Annotated in this window: 15 protein-coding genes; all 15 read right to left on the reverse strand. The window is 49.7% G+C overall.

Translation table 11 applies throughout. The annotated features are described in order from the left end of the window. Window positions 1–32: 32 nt before the first annotated feature. On the reverse strand, window positions 33–1,019 hold the full coding sequence (locus FKP33_RS14690; RefSeq protein ID WP_258313450.1) for a sugar-binding transcriptional regulator: 987 nt from the start codon (window positions 1,017–1,019) through the stop codon (window positions 33–35). Between the two features lie 109 nt (window positions 1,020–1,128). After that, entirely contained in the window at window positions 1,129–2,427 is a 1,299-nt protein-coding gene (locus FKP33_RS14695) for an NAD(P)H-dependent oxidoreductase (protein WP_141335573.1), read from the reverse strand. Window positions 2,428–2,726: 299 nt separating this feature from the next. Continuing rightward, entirely contained in the window at window positions 2,727–4,106 is a 1,380-nt protein-coding gene (gene lpdA, locus FKP33_RS14700) for a dihydrolipoyl dehydrogenase (protein WP_174817621.1), read from the reverse strand. A 23-nt stretch (window positions 4,107–4,129) separates the two neighbouring features. After that, window positions 4,130–5,485 carry a 2-oxo acid dehydrogenase subunit E2 gene (locus FKP33_RS14705; RefSeq protein ID WP_141335570.1) on the reverse strand — a complete coding sequence of 452 codons (1,356 nt, stop codon included), beginning with the start codon at window positions 5,483–5,485 and terminating at the stop codon, window positions 4,130–4,132. A gap of 22 nt (window positions 5,486–5,507) precedes the next feature. After that, window positions 5,508–6,485, reverse strand: coding sequence for an alpha-ketoacid dehydrogenase subunit beta (locus tag FKP33_RS14710; RefSeq protein ID WP_127610563.1), 978 nt, complete (start codon window positions 6,483–6,485; stop codon window positions 5,508–5,510). A 52-nt stretch (window positions 6,486–6,537) separates the two neighbouring features. Continuing rightward, window positions 6,538–7,524 (reverse strand): thiamine pyrophosphate-dependent dehydrogenase E1 component subunit alpha, encoded by a 987-nt coding sequence (locus tag FKP33_RS14715; protein ID WP_141335571.1) that lies wholly within the window; start codon window positions 7,522–7,524, stop codon window positions 6,538–6,540. A 23-nt stretch (window positions 7,525–7,547) separates the two neighbouring features. Beyond that, entirely contained in the window at window positions 7,548–8,411 is an 864-nt protein-coding gene (locus FKP33_RS14720; protein WP_141335574.1) for a Cof-type HAD-IIB family hydrolase, read from the reverse strand. 19 nt (window positions 8,412–8,430) lie between these two features. Beyond that, window positions 8,431–9,165, reverse strand: a complete 735-nt coding sequence (locus FKP33_RS14725) for an MBL fold metallo-hydrolase (protein ID WP_127610645.1) — start codon at window positions 9,163–9,165, stop codon at window positions 8,431–8,433. A 39-nt stretch (window positions 9,166–9,204) separates the two neighbouring features. Then, window positions 9,205–10,263 (reverse strand): ABC transporter ATP-binding protein, encoded by a 1,059-nt coding sequence (locus FKP33_RS14730; RefSeq protein WP_127610647.1) that lies wholly within the window; start codon window positions 10,261–10,263, stop codon window positions 9,205–9,207. A gap of 36 nt (window positions 10,264–10,299) precedes the next feature. Further along, window positions 10,300–12,033 carry an ABC transporter permease gene (locus FKP33_RS14735; RefSeq protein WP_141335575.1) on the reverse strand — a complete coding sequence of 578 codons (1,734 nt, stop codon included), beginning with the start codon at window positions 12,031–12,033 and terminating at the stop codon, window positions 10,300–10,302. Window positions 12,034–12,064: 31 nt separating this feature from the next. Beyond that, the gene (locus tag FKP33_RS14740) at window positions 12,065–13,126 is read right to left on the reverse strand and encodes an ABC transporter substrate-binding protein (RefSeq protein WP_127610651.1); all 1,062 of its coding nucleotides are present in this window, start codon (window positions 13,124–13,126) and stop codon (window positions 12,065–12,067) included. An 83-nt stretch (window positions 13,127–13,209) separates the two neighbouring features. After that, window positions 13,210–13,956 (reverse strand): MgtC/SapB family protein, encoded by a 747-nt coding sequence (locus tag FKP33_RS14745; protein WP_127610653.1) that lies wholly within the window; start codon window positions 13,954–13,956, stop codon window positions 13,210–13,212. A gap of 368 nt (window positions 13,957–14,324) precedes the next feature. Then, complete coding sequence (locus FKP33_RS14750; protein ID WP_181410154.1) at window positions 14,325–15,176, reverse strand: sugar phosphate isomerase/epimerase family protein; 852 nt, start codon at window positions 15,174–15,176, stop codon at window positions 14,325–14,327. After that, window positions 15,161–16,441: a TRAP transporter large permease gene (locus FKP33_RS14755; protein ID WP_127610657.1), complete on the reverse strand. Its 1,281-nt coding sequence runs from the start codon at window positions 16,439–16,441 to the stop codon at window positions 15,161–15,163. The genes FKP33_RS14750 and FKP33_RS14755 overlap by 16 nt, the downstream gene beginning before the upstream one ends. After that, window positions 16,441–17,052 carry a TRAP transporter small permease gene (locus FKP33_RS14760; RefSeq protein WP_141335577.1) on the reverse strand — a complete coding sequence of 204 codons (612 nt, stop codon included), beginning with the start codon at window positions 17,050–17,052 and terminating at the stop codon, window positions 16,441–16,443. Before FKP33_RS14760 ends, FKP33_RS14755 begins: the two co-directional genes overlap by 1 nt. Between the last annotated feature and the right edge of the window lie 20 nt (window positions 17,053–17,072).

Below are 17,072 nucleotides of genomic sequence, written 5' to 3' on the forward strand. Positions count from 1 at the left end.
ACAGCGGCTCGATGAGCCGCATGGGGCCAGCTCTAGCCTGGCTGGCCCGAATCCTGCTTGTGGCTCTGTATTTTCATGAGTCTAACCATCTCTGAAGCCGTTTGTTCATCTGTAATCAGCGTATGAATATAGCCCCCCCGCAGAGCCGCCAAGACGCTATCTGCTTTATGGCTTCCTTGAACAATGGCGATTACCTTGCTCACGCTCTTCAATTCAACCACCTGAATTCCTATGACCCGCTCGTTGATCGAATTTTTTGCGATCGTGCCGTCCCTGCAAATAAAACAGGAGTTGATATCCCCGACAACGCCGGAGGCTTCCAAACTCTTCAACTCATCGTCCCCTATATAACCGATTTCCTCCAGGGTGGATTGCATAAAGGGATTACCGATCCCTACAATGGCCAGATCAATTTTTTTCGCTTCTTCCAACACATCGGCAACCGTCGGGGTTTGCAATAGAAGATCGCGGAAGCTTTCACTCTCCACAATGGCCGGCGCATACAAGGATTCACAGCTGCAGTTCAGCTTTTTGGACAATTCGTAGGCAATTTGATTCGAATGAAGCTCAATTCGATTAGAGCCCATGCCCCCTACGAGCGGGATTATCTTCAAATGCTCGTGAGCCTCTTCGGGGAATTCCTTCACCAGGTTGTGTAAGGTCGTCCCCCACGAGATGCCGATCTTCGTTACATGCTTGAGCTGCTTCAGCACATAGGAGGAAGCAGCCTTGGCAAGCGCACTATTGGCAAGCTCGGTTGACATATCGGCCGTGGGTACGACGATAACTTCTTCTAATGAAAAAGCGCTTTCGATTTCCTGCTCCAAATCGATCGTAGGCGCCGCTTGGTCATGTATAATAATTTCAACCAGCTTTACGTGGAGCGCCTTCTGAAGACCTTTAGATATGATAGGTCTGGAAACTCCGACTTTCTTGGCGATTTCCGCTTGTGTACAATCTTCAAAATAATACATGCGGCTAATCTTAAGCAGAAACTTTTTCTCCTCATCAGTCATCATCGTCAATCAACCCCACCCATACTTCATCATGATTATCAAGTCAGCTTTCACTAAAAAGGTGGATGTTATCGAAAGCGGATTCATTTGCTAAGATTACAGCGCCTTACCTTTATAGGCTCCCGGCGAGAAGTGCTTGATCCTGCAGCTTGCGCAGCTCCCAAATGACCGAAGAAGCCGTTTGCTCCACGTCATCGTACGTGATGATTTCACCGGCCCTTACCGCGCGTTTTACCGTCTGTGCTTGAACTAAACCGATCGGTAAGGCGTTTAGCGATTTCGCTTCGGCCGCAGTCATGATCTTGCCGTACACCGTGAATCCGCCGATCCCGTCCAGACGATCTCCCGGCTGCAGATCCTTCTTGGCGATGGACACGGTTTCAGCCACCAGCCCTTTCCACGGTGCGATGGTTTGCTCATTGTAGAAGTAGGCACCAGCCACCGACAACGGGGTCTCCAGGCTCGTTAAATGGTACGGCCGGAATAACACAAAGTTCGGGCCTTTGCCCATCTTCAGGTACTCCATCTCATGCCGGACCTCTTCCTTGCCCGAGGTGACGATAACAAATACGCCCGGTGCTACACCGTTCACATATTCAACGACTCCTGTCCGCGTCAGGATGCCTCCATCCTCCCGCAGACGAAGCACCTGTGTCAGCTCCTCCACGGTTGCTACCGGCCCGTTCATCCCTGGTTGGTCCGGTACAAACCCTGTCGCGTTAGCCACCGCTGTCATCTCGATCATCGTCTTGGTTCCGTCTTGGAATGAAGCGATCATCTTCGGATTCGCCCCTACGCTTTGCGCATATTCACGTGCCGAATCCGGCGTTGCCTGCACATTAAGCGGGTTGTTCTTGCCTTTACCGATCGCCAGAACCTCGAAGCCGATAGCATCCGCAAAGTTGTACAGCTCCATGACCGCCCCTGGCTCGTCACCGGCCGAGCCCGTGTATACAACGCCTGCCGAAGCGGCCATTTTATTAAGCAGCGGGCCAACGGTTACATCCGTTTCGACGTTCAACATGACGATATGCTTTTTGTTCAGGATCGCCTTCCAGGCAATCTCCGCACCAACACTCGGTACTCCGGTCGCATCAACGATCACATCCACATTCGGGAGCGCGAGCAGCATGTGCATGTCATCCGTAACCACAACCGAACGCTGGTCTATCGCCCGCTCCGCCTGCTCCAGCTCGCGTGTTTGCACGATGTGCTCTGCGCGGACACCTGCAAACAAGTAAGCGTTTTTGGCCTGCTCAACCCTTATATCAGCAGTGGCTACCACACGCATTCCCTTCATGCTTTCGATTTGCGAGATCATGCCGCGTCCCATTTGACCCGCTCCAATTAAGCCGACACGGATCAAACCGCCCTTACGCTCCAGCTCCAACAGCTTTTTATTCATGTTCATATGGCTTCTCCCCGATCTTCTTCAATATTTGAAACTTCATTCATCACTCAGTTTGATAGGGCTGCCGCTTTAATCAAGCGCCTTCTTTACATTTGTATCTATCGCTTTCATTTGTAATTCTAAACACTGCTTACGGTTCTGTCAACAAATAAATACCCGCTGTTCCACAAGGATAAAGATACTTCAACCAGCCGGCAATGATCGTAACCCTTCACGAGTTGCTCTAAGATAACATCGGCGTGTGTACGAAAAAGGCTGTCCTTTTCGAGACAACCTTTCCGATTGCATCTTATCCTGTATTAATGATTGACTCCCATGCCCAGCCATCCGTTAGCCGCCTCATAGAAAGACTCCGATACGGTCGGATGCGGATGGATCAGGTTTGCCCACTCTGCCACCGTGCCCTCTAAATGCATGAATGAGGAAGCTGTCGTAATCATGTCGGTCACGTGCGGCCCGACCATGGTTACGCCAACAATCTCGCCGTATTTCTCATCGGCGATCAGCTTCACGAAGCCATCGGTTTCTCCCATGGACAGCGCCTTCCCGTTCCCTCTCATGGAATACGTCTGGACTTTAACCGCAAGACCGCTGTTCTTCGCTTCCTGCTCCGTCATCCCTACACTGGCGATTTCGGGATGGGTGTAAATGCAGCGAGGTACGACGCGGTAATCGATTTTCTCTTGTTTTCCGGCCGCATTCGCTGCCGCTATAAGCCCTTCGGCACTAGCCACATGCGCCAATTGATATCCCCCGACAAGATCCCCAATGGCGTATACATGGGGGATGCTCGTTTCCATCTGTTCATTGACCTCGACAAATCGCCCGTTCATCTTGAGCGGCAGCTCCTCCAGCCCGCCAAGGCTTGGAGTCCGACCGACTGCGACCAGCAATTCCTCAGCCGCATGCTCGGACGTCTGGCCGCCGTGCGCCGCCGACACATGGAATTGGCCATTGTCGTAGCGAACCTGCTCCACTTTGGTCGCAGCCTGCACCTGAACGCCCCGCTGCTTCAACGCCTTGGCCAGCGCTTGGGAAGCCGCTTCGTCCTCAGTCGGCACGATGCGGTCGGTCGCTTCAACAACCGTCACCTGCGTGCCGAACGCCGAGAAAATAGCCGCGAATTCAACACCGATCACACCGCCGCCGATAATCGTCGTCGTTTTCGGTATACGGTCCATTTGGAAAATCGTATCGCTCGTTTGATAAGGCAGCCCGTCCAATCCCGGAATCGGGGGAACGAAAGGCTTGGAGCCTGTAGCCAAAATAATCTTGTCCGCGCGTACGCGGGTCACTCCCGTATCCGAAGCAACCTCGATCTCACGGTTCGGCAGCACCTTGCCCCAGCCGCGGAGATGGCTGATCTTGTTTGCTTTCAGCAGCCCCGCAATGCCGGTGCGCAGCGTCTGCATCACTTGGCCCTGACGGGCCAGCATCGCATCCCATGATAGTTCAACCGGGCCCGTCTTGATTCCCCAGGCTTGAACCTTCTTGATCGTTTCAACCGCTTCCGCCATATGCAGCAGCGTTTTGGACGGAATGCATCCGCGGTTAAGGCATGTGCCTCCAAGCTCGGAAGCTTCGATCAGGGCAACCGATAGCCCTAGCTTCGCCGCACGGATCGCAGCCACATAACCGCCCGGGCCTCCACCGAGCACTACCAAATCGTATGAATTCAACGTTGTCACCTCAACCCTCATAATCAAACCAGCAATTGGTACGGCTGTTCCAGCACGGTCTTTAATTCCGTTAAAAAGGCTGCGGCCGGAGCACCGTCGACCACCCGATGGTCAAACGAAAGACTCAGCGTCATCATCGGCCGAACCAGCACTTGCCCCCCGATGACAGCCGGCTTGTCTTGAATTTGTCCGACTCCCAGAATGGCCACCTCAGGCTGGTTAATGATGGGGGTGAAGGAATCGACCGCATACATCCCGAGATTGCTGACCGTGAACGTTCCCCCGCTCAAATCTTCCGGCTTCAGCTTGTTGTCGCGGGCTTTCCCCGCAACCTCCTTCGATTTCCTCACCAGCTCCGCCAGACCCATACGCTCCGCTTCGAAGATGACCGGCACGAGCAAGCCGTCTTTCACCGACACGGCCAACCCGATGTTCGTATGGTCCTGAAGCACGACCTCTTCATTCTCCCATCGCGCGTTCAAGTTCGGATGCTTCACGAGGCAAGCGGAAATTGCTTTGAGCAGGATCTCCGTATACGACAGCCGCAGGCCCGTCTGCTTCTCGACGATCGGCAGCAGCTCCGTACGCATCGCTTTCGCCGCCGTCATGTCCACCGTCGTCGTGATGGTGACGTGCGGAGCCGTATAGGCGCTTTGCGACATCCGCTGCGCAATAATTTTCCGCATGCCCTGCAGCTTGATCACCCGTTTCTCCCCGGCTTGCGCTTTCGCAGGCTGCAGGGCGCGCTCGACATCGGAGCGCACGATTTTGCCGCGTTCGCCGCTGCCCTCTACCTGACCAAGCTCCAGGCCGTTCGCCGCCGCAACCTTCTGCGCCAGCGGGGTCGCCCTGACCGTCGACGCTGCTTCCTTAGCCTTGGCGCCCGCAGAGACGTACCCTTCAACGTCCGCACGGTGAATCCGTCCCTTCTCTCCGCTGCCCTTGACCTGCTGCAGCGCCACGCCGTGGTCGCGCGCAGCTTTTCGCGCCGCCGGGGTTGCCCGCGGCTTCCCTTCCGCCGGCGCTTGCGCCGGCTCTTCGGACGCTTCAACGGCACCCTGACCCGATGCTGCAGGCCCGGCCGCTTCGCCATCCGAAGCCGCTCCCGAAGCGTCTGGCGGCCATGCCGGAGCCTGATCCCCGGCCTCTCCGATGTAACCGATGACGTGGTTGACGGGTACAACCGCATCCTCTTCGTAATATCGTTTCACTAAAATACCGGAATGGTACGCTTCCACCTCGATATTGATTTTATCCGTCAGCACTTCCAGCAGCGTGTCGCCTTGGCGCACGGCTTCCCCTTCTTGTTTAAACCAGCGAATAATCGTGCCTGTTTCCATCGTCATGCCGAGCTTCGGCATGAACACTTCATTTAGCATCTCCTTCGGGCCTCCCTGCCACTTACTTGAGCGCCTTCTTCACAGCCTGGACGATATCGTCGACTTGGGGAACGGCTTTTTTCTCCATGATTGGATTGTAGGGAATAGGAACGTCCAAGCCGCCCAGCCGCTGAATCGGCGCGTCCAGGTAATCGAACGCCTCGCTTTCCATGACCTGGCTGACAATCTCGCCGCCGAAACCGCCGCGTTTGACCGCCTCGTGAACGACGATGAGGCGTCCGGTTTTTTTCACGGATTCCACCACGGTTTCGATGTCCAGCGGCACCAGGGTCCGCGGGTCGATCACTTCGATCTGAATGCCCTCTTTCTCCAGCTGCCCCGCCGCCTCCAGCGCGCGGTGCACCATAATCGACGTCGCGACGACGGTTACGTCCGTCCCCTGGCGCTTCACGTCCGCCTTGCCGATCGGGAGCGTGTAGGCCTCTTCCGGCACCTCGTCCATGGTCCGGTAGAGCAATTTATGTTCATAGAAAATGACGGGGTTATCGTCTTCTATCGCTGCGCGTAGCAAGCCCTTCGCATCATACGCGGTCGAAGGCTGAATGACCTTCAGGCCGGGGATGTGCGCCATCCACGCTTCCAAGCTTTGCGAATGCTGCGCGGCTGCTCCCGTACCCGAGCCCGCTGGCGTGCGCAGTACCATCGGCACCTTGCCCTTCCCGCCGTACATATAGCGGATTTTGGCCGCTTGGTTGACAATCTGATCGGTCGCAATCGTTATAAAATCGGAAAATTGCAGCTCCAGGATCGGCCGCATCCCCGTAAGCGCCGCCCCAACGGCAGCGCCGGCGATCGCCGACTCCGAAATCGGGGTATTCCGGATTCGCTCCGGACCGAATTCCTCGATCATCCCTCGCGTGACCCCGAACGCTCCCCCGTACACGCCGATATCCTCTCCGAGTACAAACACGTCCTCGTTTTCCCGCATCATCTGGGACATCGACTCTTTGATCGCTTCCAAATACGTTATTTTCCTCACTTCGTTCGGCTCCCCCTTACCCTGTACCTTCATCTATAGAACTTCAGCCAACTTAAGCGAATACGTCCTCCGTAATCGCGTCCGGAGACGGCATCGGGCTCTCTTCCGCAAATTTGACGGCCGCTTCGATTTCTTTCAGCGCCTTCACCCGCAGCTCCTCGAGCTGTTCCCCGGTTGCAGCTTGATCCGCTAGTAAGCGGGCCGCCATTTTCGCAATCGGATCTTTTTCTTCTTTCCAGTACTGCTCTTCTTCTTTGGTCCGATACTTCTTGGCGTCGCTCTTCGAGTGTCCCTTCCAGCGGTAGGTCTTCGCTTCGATTAACGTCGGTCCGCTGCCGTTCCGGGCCCGCTCGACCGCTTCGTTCGTCACACGCATGACTTCAAAGATATCGTTCCCTTCCACCACAACGCCCGGGATGCCGTAAGCCTTGGAGCGGTCCGCAATGTTCTCTACCCCGATCATCTCTTTCGCCGGACCGGACATCCCGTATTGATTGTTCTCGCAAAAGAAGACAACCGGCAGCTTCCAGATCGCTGCAAGGTTGATCGCTTCATGAAAGCTTCCCTCGTTGCTTGCGCCGTCACCGAAGAAGCAGAGCACGACATAACCCAGGTTTTTCATCTTCGACGTAAGCGCAGCGCCCGCTGCGATCGGAATGCCGCCGCCTACGATCCCGTTAGCTCCCAGGTTGCCTTTCTCTACGTCCGCAATATGCATCGAGCCGCCCTTGCCTTTACAGTAGCCGGTTTCCCTGCCGAACAATTCCGCCATCATCCGGTCCGCCTGCGCGCCTTTCGCGATACAATGACCATGGCCCCGGTGCGTGCTTGTGATCTTATCCCGATCTTCCAATACCGCGCAAGCCCCGACAGCCGTTGCCTCCTGCCCTACACACAAATGCGTTGTCCCGTGTATCAATCCCTTGGCAAAAAACTCATCGACCTTCTCGTCGAAATACCGCACCAGCCACATCTGATAATATAGATCCAGCAGTCTTTCTGCCGATAGATCGATTTTGGCTTTCATTTCTACTGCCATTTGGATATCCCTCCATTTCCCCTCTACCTGTTCAATTCAAAATATTGACGGATCGCTGTCGCAACTCCATGATCTGCATTTGAATCCGTGATCACGTTAGCGACTCCCTTTGCATTGTCATTCCCATTTCCCATAGCAATACCTAACCCGGCCCAATCCAGCATTTCAATATCATTATCGTAATCGCCTATGGTTACAACCTGTTTGGAAGCGATATTGTATTCGGAGCATACCTTCATAAGCGCCGTTTTTTTATTAATGTCTGCAAGGTTAATATCGAATCTTCTTCTTCCTGTCCGGGAAAGCGTAATTCCCTCCCAGCCGCTCATCTCCTTATAAAGACGGTCGATTACTGCCGGATCATCATCAATGACCGTAGCCTTATAGACCTCTTCCTCCCTTGACGCCAGAAAATGAGATAATGGGCCGACGGGAGAGACCTGTATTAAATGTACTTGACCGCGGTAATTATCCTCCGTCAATTCCTTGCTTGGATCCATGACCACATTAGCAAGCGGCCAAGCACGATTCATTTCGGTCAACTCGTTAACGTACAAAACATTGTAACCGTAATAATGGATATAAGAGCCCTTCGCTTCAACAAAGGTTGCGATTTTACAAGCGATTTCCCTGCTGATCGGATAGCCAAATAATTTCTCGCCTGTGACGGGGTCCAGGATCACAGCTCCGTTTAACGCAATAAGCGGGAATTTCAAGCCTAAATATTTCCCATGCAGCCATACCGATGCCGGAAACCGTCCTGAGGCCAAGGTCACATGAATCTGATTATAAACCAGCTGCTGCACAGCCTCTTGAACGGGTAAAGTAATCATCTTTTGCGGATCCAGCAGCGTTCCATCCATATCTAGTGCTAACAGTTTATACATACGCGCTACTCCGTCCTTTTCATAGCATAAAAGTACTGACTACATTTGGAATATATGCAGGCCTTCCAAACACTTCACTGGCCGTTTTTTTCATAAATTCAAAATCGCCGTCATGCGGTAAATGGGTTAATACCAATTTTTTCACATTGGCCTTCTTCGCGATCGTACCTGCCTGAACGGCATCCATATGCCCTTCTCCCGTTGTATGCCTGCTGCCTTCGCAAATCGTAGCTTCGCAAAGGAAGATATCCGCATTTTGGGCAAAGTCAATCAATGATTCGCAGTATGAGGTATCGCCTGAATAAACAAACGTTTTTCCGCCGTATTTAATTTTGACAGCATAGCATGAAATCGTGTGTTGAACCGGAATAAACTCAATTTCAGCACCTGCCAGGCTCACTTTATTTAAAGGATTAATCGCATATACATCGGAATGGTTTCCCATTAAATCTTGCATAGCCGATACCGGCGAGTCCGGCGCATAAATTTGCAGCTTGTTCGTCATCCTTCCTGTCCTTCTTGCGCCAACGGCCGCATATTGCAAAATACCGATATCCGCCATATGGTCGTAATGTAAATGGGAAAGTATAACACCGGATAAGGACTCGACATTCGTATAGAAGGATAACCTGCTCATGACGCCACTGCCGCAGTCCAATAAAATGTTCCCTTCATCCGTTGTTATTAAATAACCCGCTGTCGCTCCGCCTGCAGAAGGATAACCTCCCCAATAGCCCAGTACAGTCACTTTCATATCCTCACCCCATCAAAATCTAACGGTGTCACCGTTTTTTTAATCTTCGAGCCAAACTCCTTGTAGAATGTTAATGCCCATTTCATCGTCCAGATTGTAATTGTTGCTTTCGCTAGCATCCGTAACGACAGCGATTTTTTCATTTTGAACCTGCAAGTGATACTCAATCCTGTCGCCTTGATACAATTTATTCGTAATTTTCCCACGTAGGGATGAATGACTGTCGGGCACGATATGATGCGGTCTAACCGATACCCATCCTTCATTCCGATTTGTATCGAAAGCCGGTATTTCCAGCGTCGTATCGAATAAACGAACCGTCATGGTCGGCCCTGAATTACGCTCCACCACTTGACAAGGAATGACGTTGGCCGAGCCGATAAATTTGGCTACAAACGAATTCGCGGGGCGGTTATAGATCTCCATCGGACTGCCAACCTGGACAACATGCCCGCTGTTCATCACAATCACTTTATCGGACATCGTCATTGCTTCAACTTGATCGTGAGTTACATTAATAATGGTAATGCCCATTTTACGTTGAATCTCTTTGATCTCGATTCTCATCTGCTCGCGCAATGCGGCATCCAGATTCGATAAAGGTTCATCCAGCAAGAGCAAGCGAGGTTCCATGACGAGCGCTCTAGCCAAGGCTACCCTTTGCTGCTGACCTCCTGACAATTCATGAGGAAATCGCTTTTCGTAAGCGTCCAGATGGACGATACGCAGAATTTCCCTGGTTTTGGCCGCCATATCGGCCTTATTCATCTTTCGCAGCTTAAGGGGATAGGCAACGTTCTCAAAGACGTTCATATGAGGCCATACCGCATAAGATTGAAACACCATGCCGATCCCGCGCCTTTCTGGCTGCAGAAAAGTGGAACGCGCGGTATTAACCAATTCTTCCTTATCCAGTGTAATCACACCGTCGGTTGGTTCAATAAATCCGGCAATCATTCGTAAAGTAGTCGTTTTCCCACATCCGGATGGGCCAACAATGGTTGCGAATTCATTTCTTTCGATTGTCACGTTTACCTTATGAACAGCTGTGCTTCCCTTATAAACCTTGGAAATGCCATCCAGAACGAGTGTACCCATAGTATTATCCTCCCCGAAGCATCGATGTCGTATTTTTTACAATCCAATCCGGCCCTTACTCACGATTTTCAAGATGATGTTGGTCACGGTTACAAACAAAATGAGTAATACGGCAAGTGCCGCCGTGAGCGCGACCTTTCCTTCTTCCTGAGCTGAAAATACAACGACTCCAATGGTTTCGTTATTGACGGACCATAGCAAGGATGATAACGTGATCTCTCCCAAAGCCGGCATAAGGACAAGAAAAAATGAAGCATAGAAACTGGGCCTTAGCAAGGGAATCATAATATCCCAAAAGGCTCTCATCTGGGAGGCGCCGGAAATCCGACTCGCTTCCTCGAGAGATGGATGGATTTGAGCCATCGCGCCGGAAATCGTTTGCAGCCCGAGGTTCATAAACCTGGCCAAGTAGGCAACAAGCAATATCATATAGGTGCTATATAAATTCCAGCCTACAATTGGAACCGGATTCACAAAAGCGAGAATCATCGCCAAGCCTACAATAGTGCCGGGTACCGCATAAGGAATGGCAACTAATGATTCTACTAGTTGAGATCCAACCATTTTTCCGCGAATAATCATATAGGATAAAAGGAGGCCTAGTACGGCAATGACGAAGCCGGCAATCGCAGCCAGAGAAAAACTGTTCATGACAGCTCTTCGAACCGATTCGATTTCAAAGATCATTTCATAATTTCTGAAAGTCAGATTCGACCAGCTATTCGGAGCACCAAACGCTTTTAACAAGGAAGTAAATATCGCCGCACAGATTGGAGCTACCGTTGTGACAAAGATAATGATGATCAAGAACACGTATACAGGAGTTTTCCAGGAACCAAGCGAAGTTTTCTCCCCTGAAGGATGCTTACCGCTAACCACGACATATTTGCTCGATTTAATAATCTTTTGATACAATTGCAGTCCTATGATACCGAATAGAGCGAGCAGCATGGAATTGGCCGCTGCAATTTGAAGACTATTCGGCTTATCCACATTGATAATCGTTTGATAAATTTGAGTGGTCATCAAATTGATATCGTTCGGAGAGCCTAACACCGCAGGAATACCGAAATCCGCCAACAAATTCATGAATAGAAGCAGCATTCCCCCCAATATGGCCGGGGATATCAAAGGTAATGTAATGTCCTTCATCGTGCGTAAAACGCTGGCGCCGGAAATTCGGCTCGCCTCTTCAACCGATGCGTCTATCTTTTGAATCGCAGGAAGCACGACAATGTAAGGAATGGTGTAGCCGTAGATCGACATCACGAACACCATACCGCTCATACTATAAATATCGACCAGAGGCTCCGTTTGTTGAAAAATATCCATATACCAGCCATTGATCAGCCCTACAGGTCCAAGCAGATAGGTCCAGGATATGGCACCGACAAATGGCGGGATCAAATAGGGCGTGGCCAGCAGGGTTTGCCATATTTTTTTGCCACGGATATTCGTTCGCGCAACAATCCAGGCTAACAAAACACCCAGTATTGTTGCAATTATGGTTGAAGGCACTACAACCTTCAAGCTGTTCGTCATACTAGTCAAAATGGCCGGATCTCTAAAGAGGGTCACGTAATTGGCAAAGGTTATATTTCCATCCGCTTTAAAGCTGTTGATTACGAGCACCAAGCAGGGATAAAACACGGTAAATCCCAGTAGGGCAAAGGTCCCCCACCAAATAAGGCGGGGACCCATTGAAGCTAAATCAAAGGAGCTTTTGGCAGCAGATTGACCGGAGGTCAATCCTTGCGGCTTACCGATCATACGATCAAATCCTTCCTAACTCGAAATCATATTATTTGGCTTCGCTAAATAATTCTCCAAACTTCGTTTTTAAAGATTCGCGGTTATCTTCAAGGAATTTCATATCCAACGGCATCACTTTAATGCTGTCCAATTTGGGCGATCCTTCAGGCGCGCCTGCATCCCCTTTGACTGGAATGTAGCCTTGTTTCACGAAAAACTTCTGACCATCCGTGGAGAGGAGGTAATCCATCAGTTTCTGGGAAGCCTCTTTATTTTTAGATCCGGAAATAATGCCTACCGGCGTAGGAATAAGAACGGAACCCTCGCTAGGCCAAGCGATTTCAACCGGCGAACCGCTGTTTTTAGCGTTTCTGACCATAAAGTCTACAACTGAAACGCCATAATATTCGCCTGTTGCAAGTTTACTAGTCAAGTTACCGTTGGATTGTTCAAACTTAACGCCATTATTTTTCAAGCTGCTGAAATAGTCCCATCCCATCCCATTCGTATTGACGAGCGATGCTAATGTTAAGAATGCTGCGCCGGAATAGTTCGGATTTGCTATAGCGACTTTCCCTTTATATTCAGGAGATCCGAGATCCTGCCAGGATTTAGGGGCATTTTTAATTTTTAATGTATTATAGCCAATGACATTGAAAATTTGACGTACTTCATAATATTTTCCGTCTTCATATGCATAGCGCTTATCCAGGTTAGCCGCTTCAGGCGAATCATATTTTTCCAGCATCCCTTTTTTCGCCAATTTCGAATAATAGTCAATATCGGCAAACCAAATGACATCGGCCTGGATAGCCCCGCCCATCTGTTCCGCTTCGATTTTCGAAATAACGGCACCGGTTCCGGAACGGTATATTTTCACATCAATCTTAGGCTGCTTCTTCTTGAAATCCTGGATCATTTCGTTAACTAAGTCTTGGGATTCAGAGGTATACAGATTCACAGTCCCGCTGACTTCCTTCACTTCTTTTGCACTATCGACAGGCTTCGTTCCTTCATTAGCATTTTTAACTTGCTCATTACCGCCCGATGCGCAACCAGCTGCGAGAGAAACTAATGCGAGAGACATCATCACTTTATAAAGTTTTTTCAATGTACCCACCCTTTACTTGTTTTTTTTGAAATGAACTCCAAACCGCAACCTCTTATAACTATCCGCATATTGTTATTTGATCATCAGCCCCCCACCGTAATTTTAGCTCCCACGAGCTTAATCCTTTGTCCATCCATCGTGGATTCGATCTTGATGACGCCAGTCCATTTCATGATTTGAGATGCGTACTCCTGAAGAGCAGCTTCATCCATCCCATTGACGCTGCAATGTACCGTCTTAAATCCTTCCCCAACCGATTCATCCTCCGAAAAATATACTTTTTTAATCTGAATACCCATTGCTTCCAACTCGGATATAATTTTCCCGGTCAACGTGGAGTTGTCTTCAATCGTGATTTGTAGCAGGTTTTTATGCTTTGCGCTAAACAACTTCTCTGTTTTGTTCAACAGAAAGAGACATACCAAGACAAGGAAGGTTGCAACCAGCGCCCCTTTATAAAACCCTGCACCTGCCGATAAACCAATTCCGGCCGTTACCCACAAGGAGGCAGCCGTTGTTAATCCCGATATCGAAAGTCCATTTCGCAATATCGTACCTGCGCCCAGAAAACCGATACCGCTAATGACTTGAGCAGCAAGACGGGATGGATCTATTCGGACATTGATTTCGTTTACAAAATCAGAAAAGCCATAAATCGATAGCAGCATAATTAATGCAGCACCGATACAGACAAGAATATGAGTACGAAAACCAGCCGCATGGTTGCTGACTTCCCTTTCTAAACCAATTAAACCTCCAAGGACAACTGCGGCAATCAATCGTAACACTAAATCCCAAAAGTCAATACTCCAAACCGAGTTCTCGACCATGACCTACCAACCCCTCTTGCTCATAGTTCGGCATAACTGTATGCGCTTTCTTTTATGCGAAAAATCCTTGAAACGTGTGCTGATTAGAGAATGTTTGACAAGTAATAAACGGATATCCTTTACATTTGTCATTAAGATATACATTTGTAACCACATCTTACTCCTGATTTTATCATTTGTCAATATATTAATACATTTGTAAATTGATCTGAAAATCAGGAACAGCAATATGGGGGAAGCGCTTACGATTCCGATTGTTTACAAAAACTACAATTGAAATAGTATCACTCCACGGCATTATTTACAATTGTTTTATTTATTTACATATGTAAAGAAGAGGATAAAAAAAAGAGAATGCATATACATTCTCAGCTTGCCGGGAAACCCGCATCCCGCAATTCATTCCACTCTTGCAACGAACGTGTAATATTAAGCTCTTTCATTTCTCCAAAATATTCCAAAGATACATAACCGGAATAATGCCGCCGCTCAAGCTCTTGAATAAGTGCCTTGTTATCAATGTCGCCATTAAGGATTGAGACAGGAACACTCTTGTACCTATTGGCATGATCCCAGTTGTAATTTTTTATATGAACGTGAGATAACCATGGGTATAAGACCGGCAGCGCCTCCATTTGATCGATCTGCTCCACATGGAGATTCGCACCGTCAAACACTAGCCTAAGTCTCGGGTGATTGACTGCCTGCAGCAGCATCCGGGCGGACTCCGTATTATCTACAAACGTGTCATAGTGAACTTCGATCGCAATGTTTACTTCGTACTGGTCGGCCATTCGCATAACGTTCTTCATGACGCTCACGACTTGGCCCCATTGCTCCGGAGAAGTGCATCTCGACGACACGTGGCCCAGAAATGTTCGTATGAACGGACAGCCCAGCTGCCTGGCAACGTCGAGTAAATGATTCATACTCTTGAAATCCTGCTTCAAATCCTTTTCTCCCGAGAAGCCTCCGGAAAATGTTGTGTATCCGCTGACCGCCGGCACTTCAAGACCATACCGGCGCAGTTTTTCTCTTAATTTGTCAAGGGGACCCCGCTCCTCCTGATAGCGTTCAATATGCCCCATCCATAGTTCCACCCCATCTAGTCCAAATGGAGCCGCCCATTCCAATATTTGTTCAACATCCCAGTCTTTAAATCCTGAAGTACAAAGGCTTCTCTTCACTTCGATTCCTCCTAAGCTTATCTGTGCAGCCATTCCAATGGAACGGTCACCAGACTTGGGAACAGGATTAACAACACCATAACGACGCACTCGGCAATAAGGAACGGCATAACGCCTTTCATAATGCCCTCCATACTCGTTCTACCTACACCTGCAGCCACGTTGAGTACCGTTCCCACAGGCGGTGTGAGAAGTCCGATGCTGCAATTCAGAACGAACAGAACGCCGAAATAAACCGGATCAATACCTGCTTGAATGATAATGGGCATCAGAACAGGTGTCATAATGAGAATGGTAGGCGTCATATCCATAGCCGTACCTACCAAAACTAACAAGATATTGATCATGATCATAAGCAGCATCGGATTTTCCAGCAGAGGTCCAAGAAATTCCGTAATCGTGGCAGGAACGTTAGCCACTGTAATGAGCCAAGAGGATACCATCGCTGCCGCAGCGAGGAACATAACTACACTAGTCGTTTTGGCCGCACCAAGGAGGCATTTATAAACGGTTGTAAAGCTCAGCGAGCGATAAATGAACACCCCGACCAATAGGGCGTACACTGCGGCTACTACCGCAGCTTCCGTCGGTGTGAAGATACCGCCCCGTAAGCCTGCAAGAATAATCACAGGCAGTATCAGGGCCCATGACGCTTCTTTTAATGCGATCATGATGTCCTTAAACGAGGCGCGCGGCATTTTCTCCGCCTTCTCTTTGCGTGCCATTAACCACCAGGTAAATACAAGAGCGACGCCCATCATTAAACCCGGCACAATACCGCCCAAAAATAGCTTTGTAATGGAAACATCGCTTGTCACGCCAAAGATAATAAAAGCGATACTCGGCGGAATTACCGGTGCAATAATACCTCCGGCTGCGACCAATCCGGCGGAGCGATTCCGGTCATAGCCCGCTTTGACCATCATCGGGATCAGGATGGCGCCAAGGGCTGCCGTATCGGCGACTGCAGATCCGGACAATCCGGCAAAGATGACGGCGGCAATGATCGAGACATATCCTAAACCGCCGCGAATGGGTCCGACCAGGGTTAAAGCGAATTGTATGATTTTTCGGGATATTCCGCCGGCGTTCATAAACTCACCGGCCAGAATAAAGAAGGGAACCGCCAGTAAAGGGAAGCTGTTTGCACCGTTAATCAGGTTTTGAGCAATGATTTGGGTGTCAAACATACCCATGTACATCATGAGACATACGCCGCTTAACAGAAGCGCAAACGCAATCGGCATTCCGAATGCCATTGCCCCTAATAAAGAACCAAGGAAGATTACAGGAGTCATTACCGATCAGCCCCTTCCGCCGTATGCAACTGATGATTTTCGAGCTTCATGCCGATCTCTTTCGTCTCCTGCCGCTCTGGCGTTTCGCTATTATTTAGCTGGATTTCTTCTTCCGATTCGACGACCCGGGAAACTTTGTCGATATAAGTTTTGTCGATACTCACCCGGATAATATTCGAAATCAGAATGATACCCATGCAGACGCTGGCAATAACCCCGACGAAATACACAAAGGAGAGAGGCAACTGCGTGGCCGGAGCGCGCGTATGGACACTAAGAAGCGTCATCTTCCAGCTTCCTTCTCCAACGAGGTAAAGCATGTAAACAACGACTGCATTGCTCGCCATATAGACAACCCTCTTCAGGAACGGCGGCAGCTTCTTCACCAGGGTGTCGACGCCAAGATGCTCATTATCTTTTACCGCTACAATCGCACCAAAAAACACCAGGTATACGAATAGAAAGCGGGACATTTCATCCGACCACGTTATACCTGAATCAAAGAGATAGCGCAGCACGACGTTGCCGAATACGAGGATCGCCATTGCGGTTAAACACAGCGCCATCAGCACATTGATAATCAGCTTTGAAAGCGAAGTTATCTTTTCCATACTATCCTCCGATTCCAGTT

It is taken from the genome of Paenibacillus sp. tmac-D7 (genome assembly GCF_006519665.1).
In the GTDB taxonomy this organism is placed as follows: Bacteria; Bacillota; Bacilli; order Paenibacillales; family NBRC-103111; genus Paenibacillus_G; species Paenibacillus_G validus.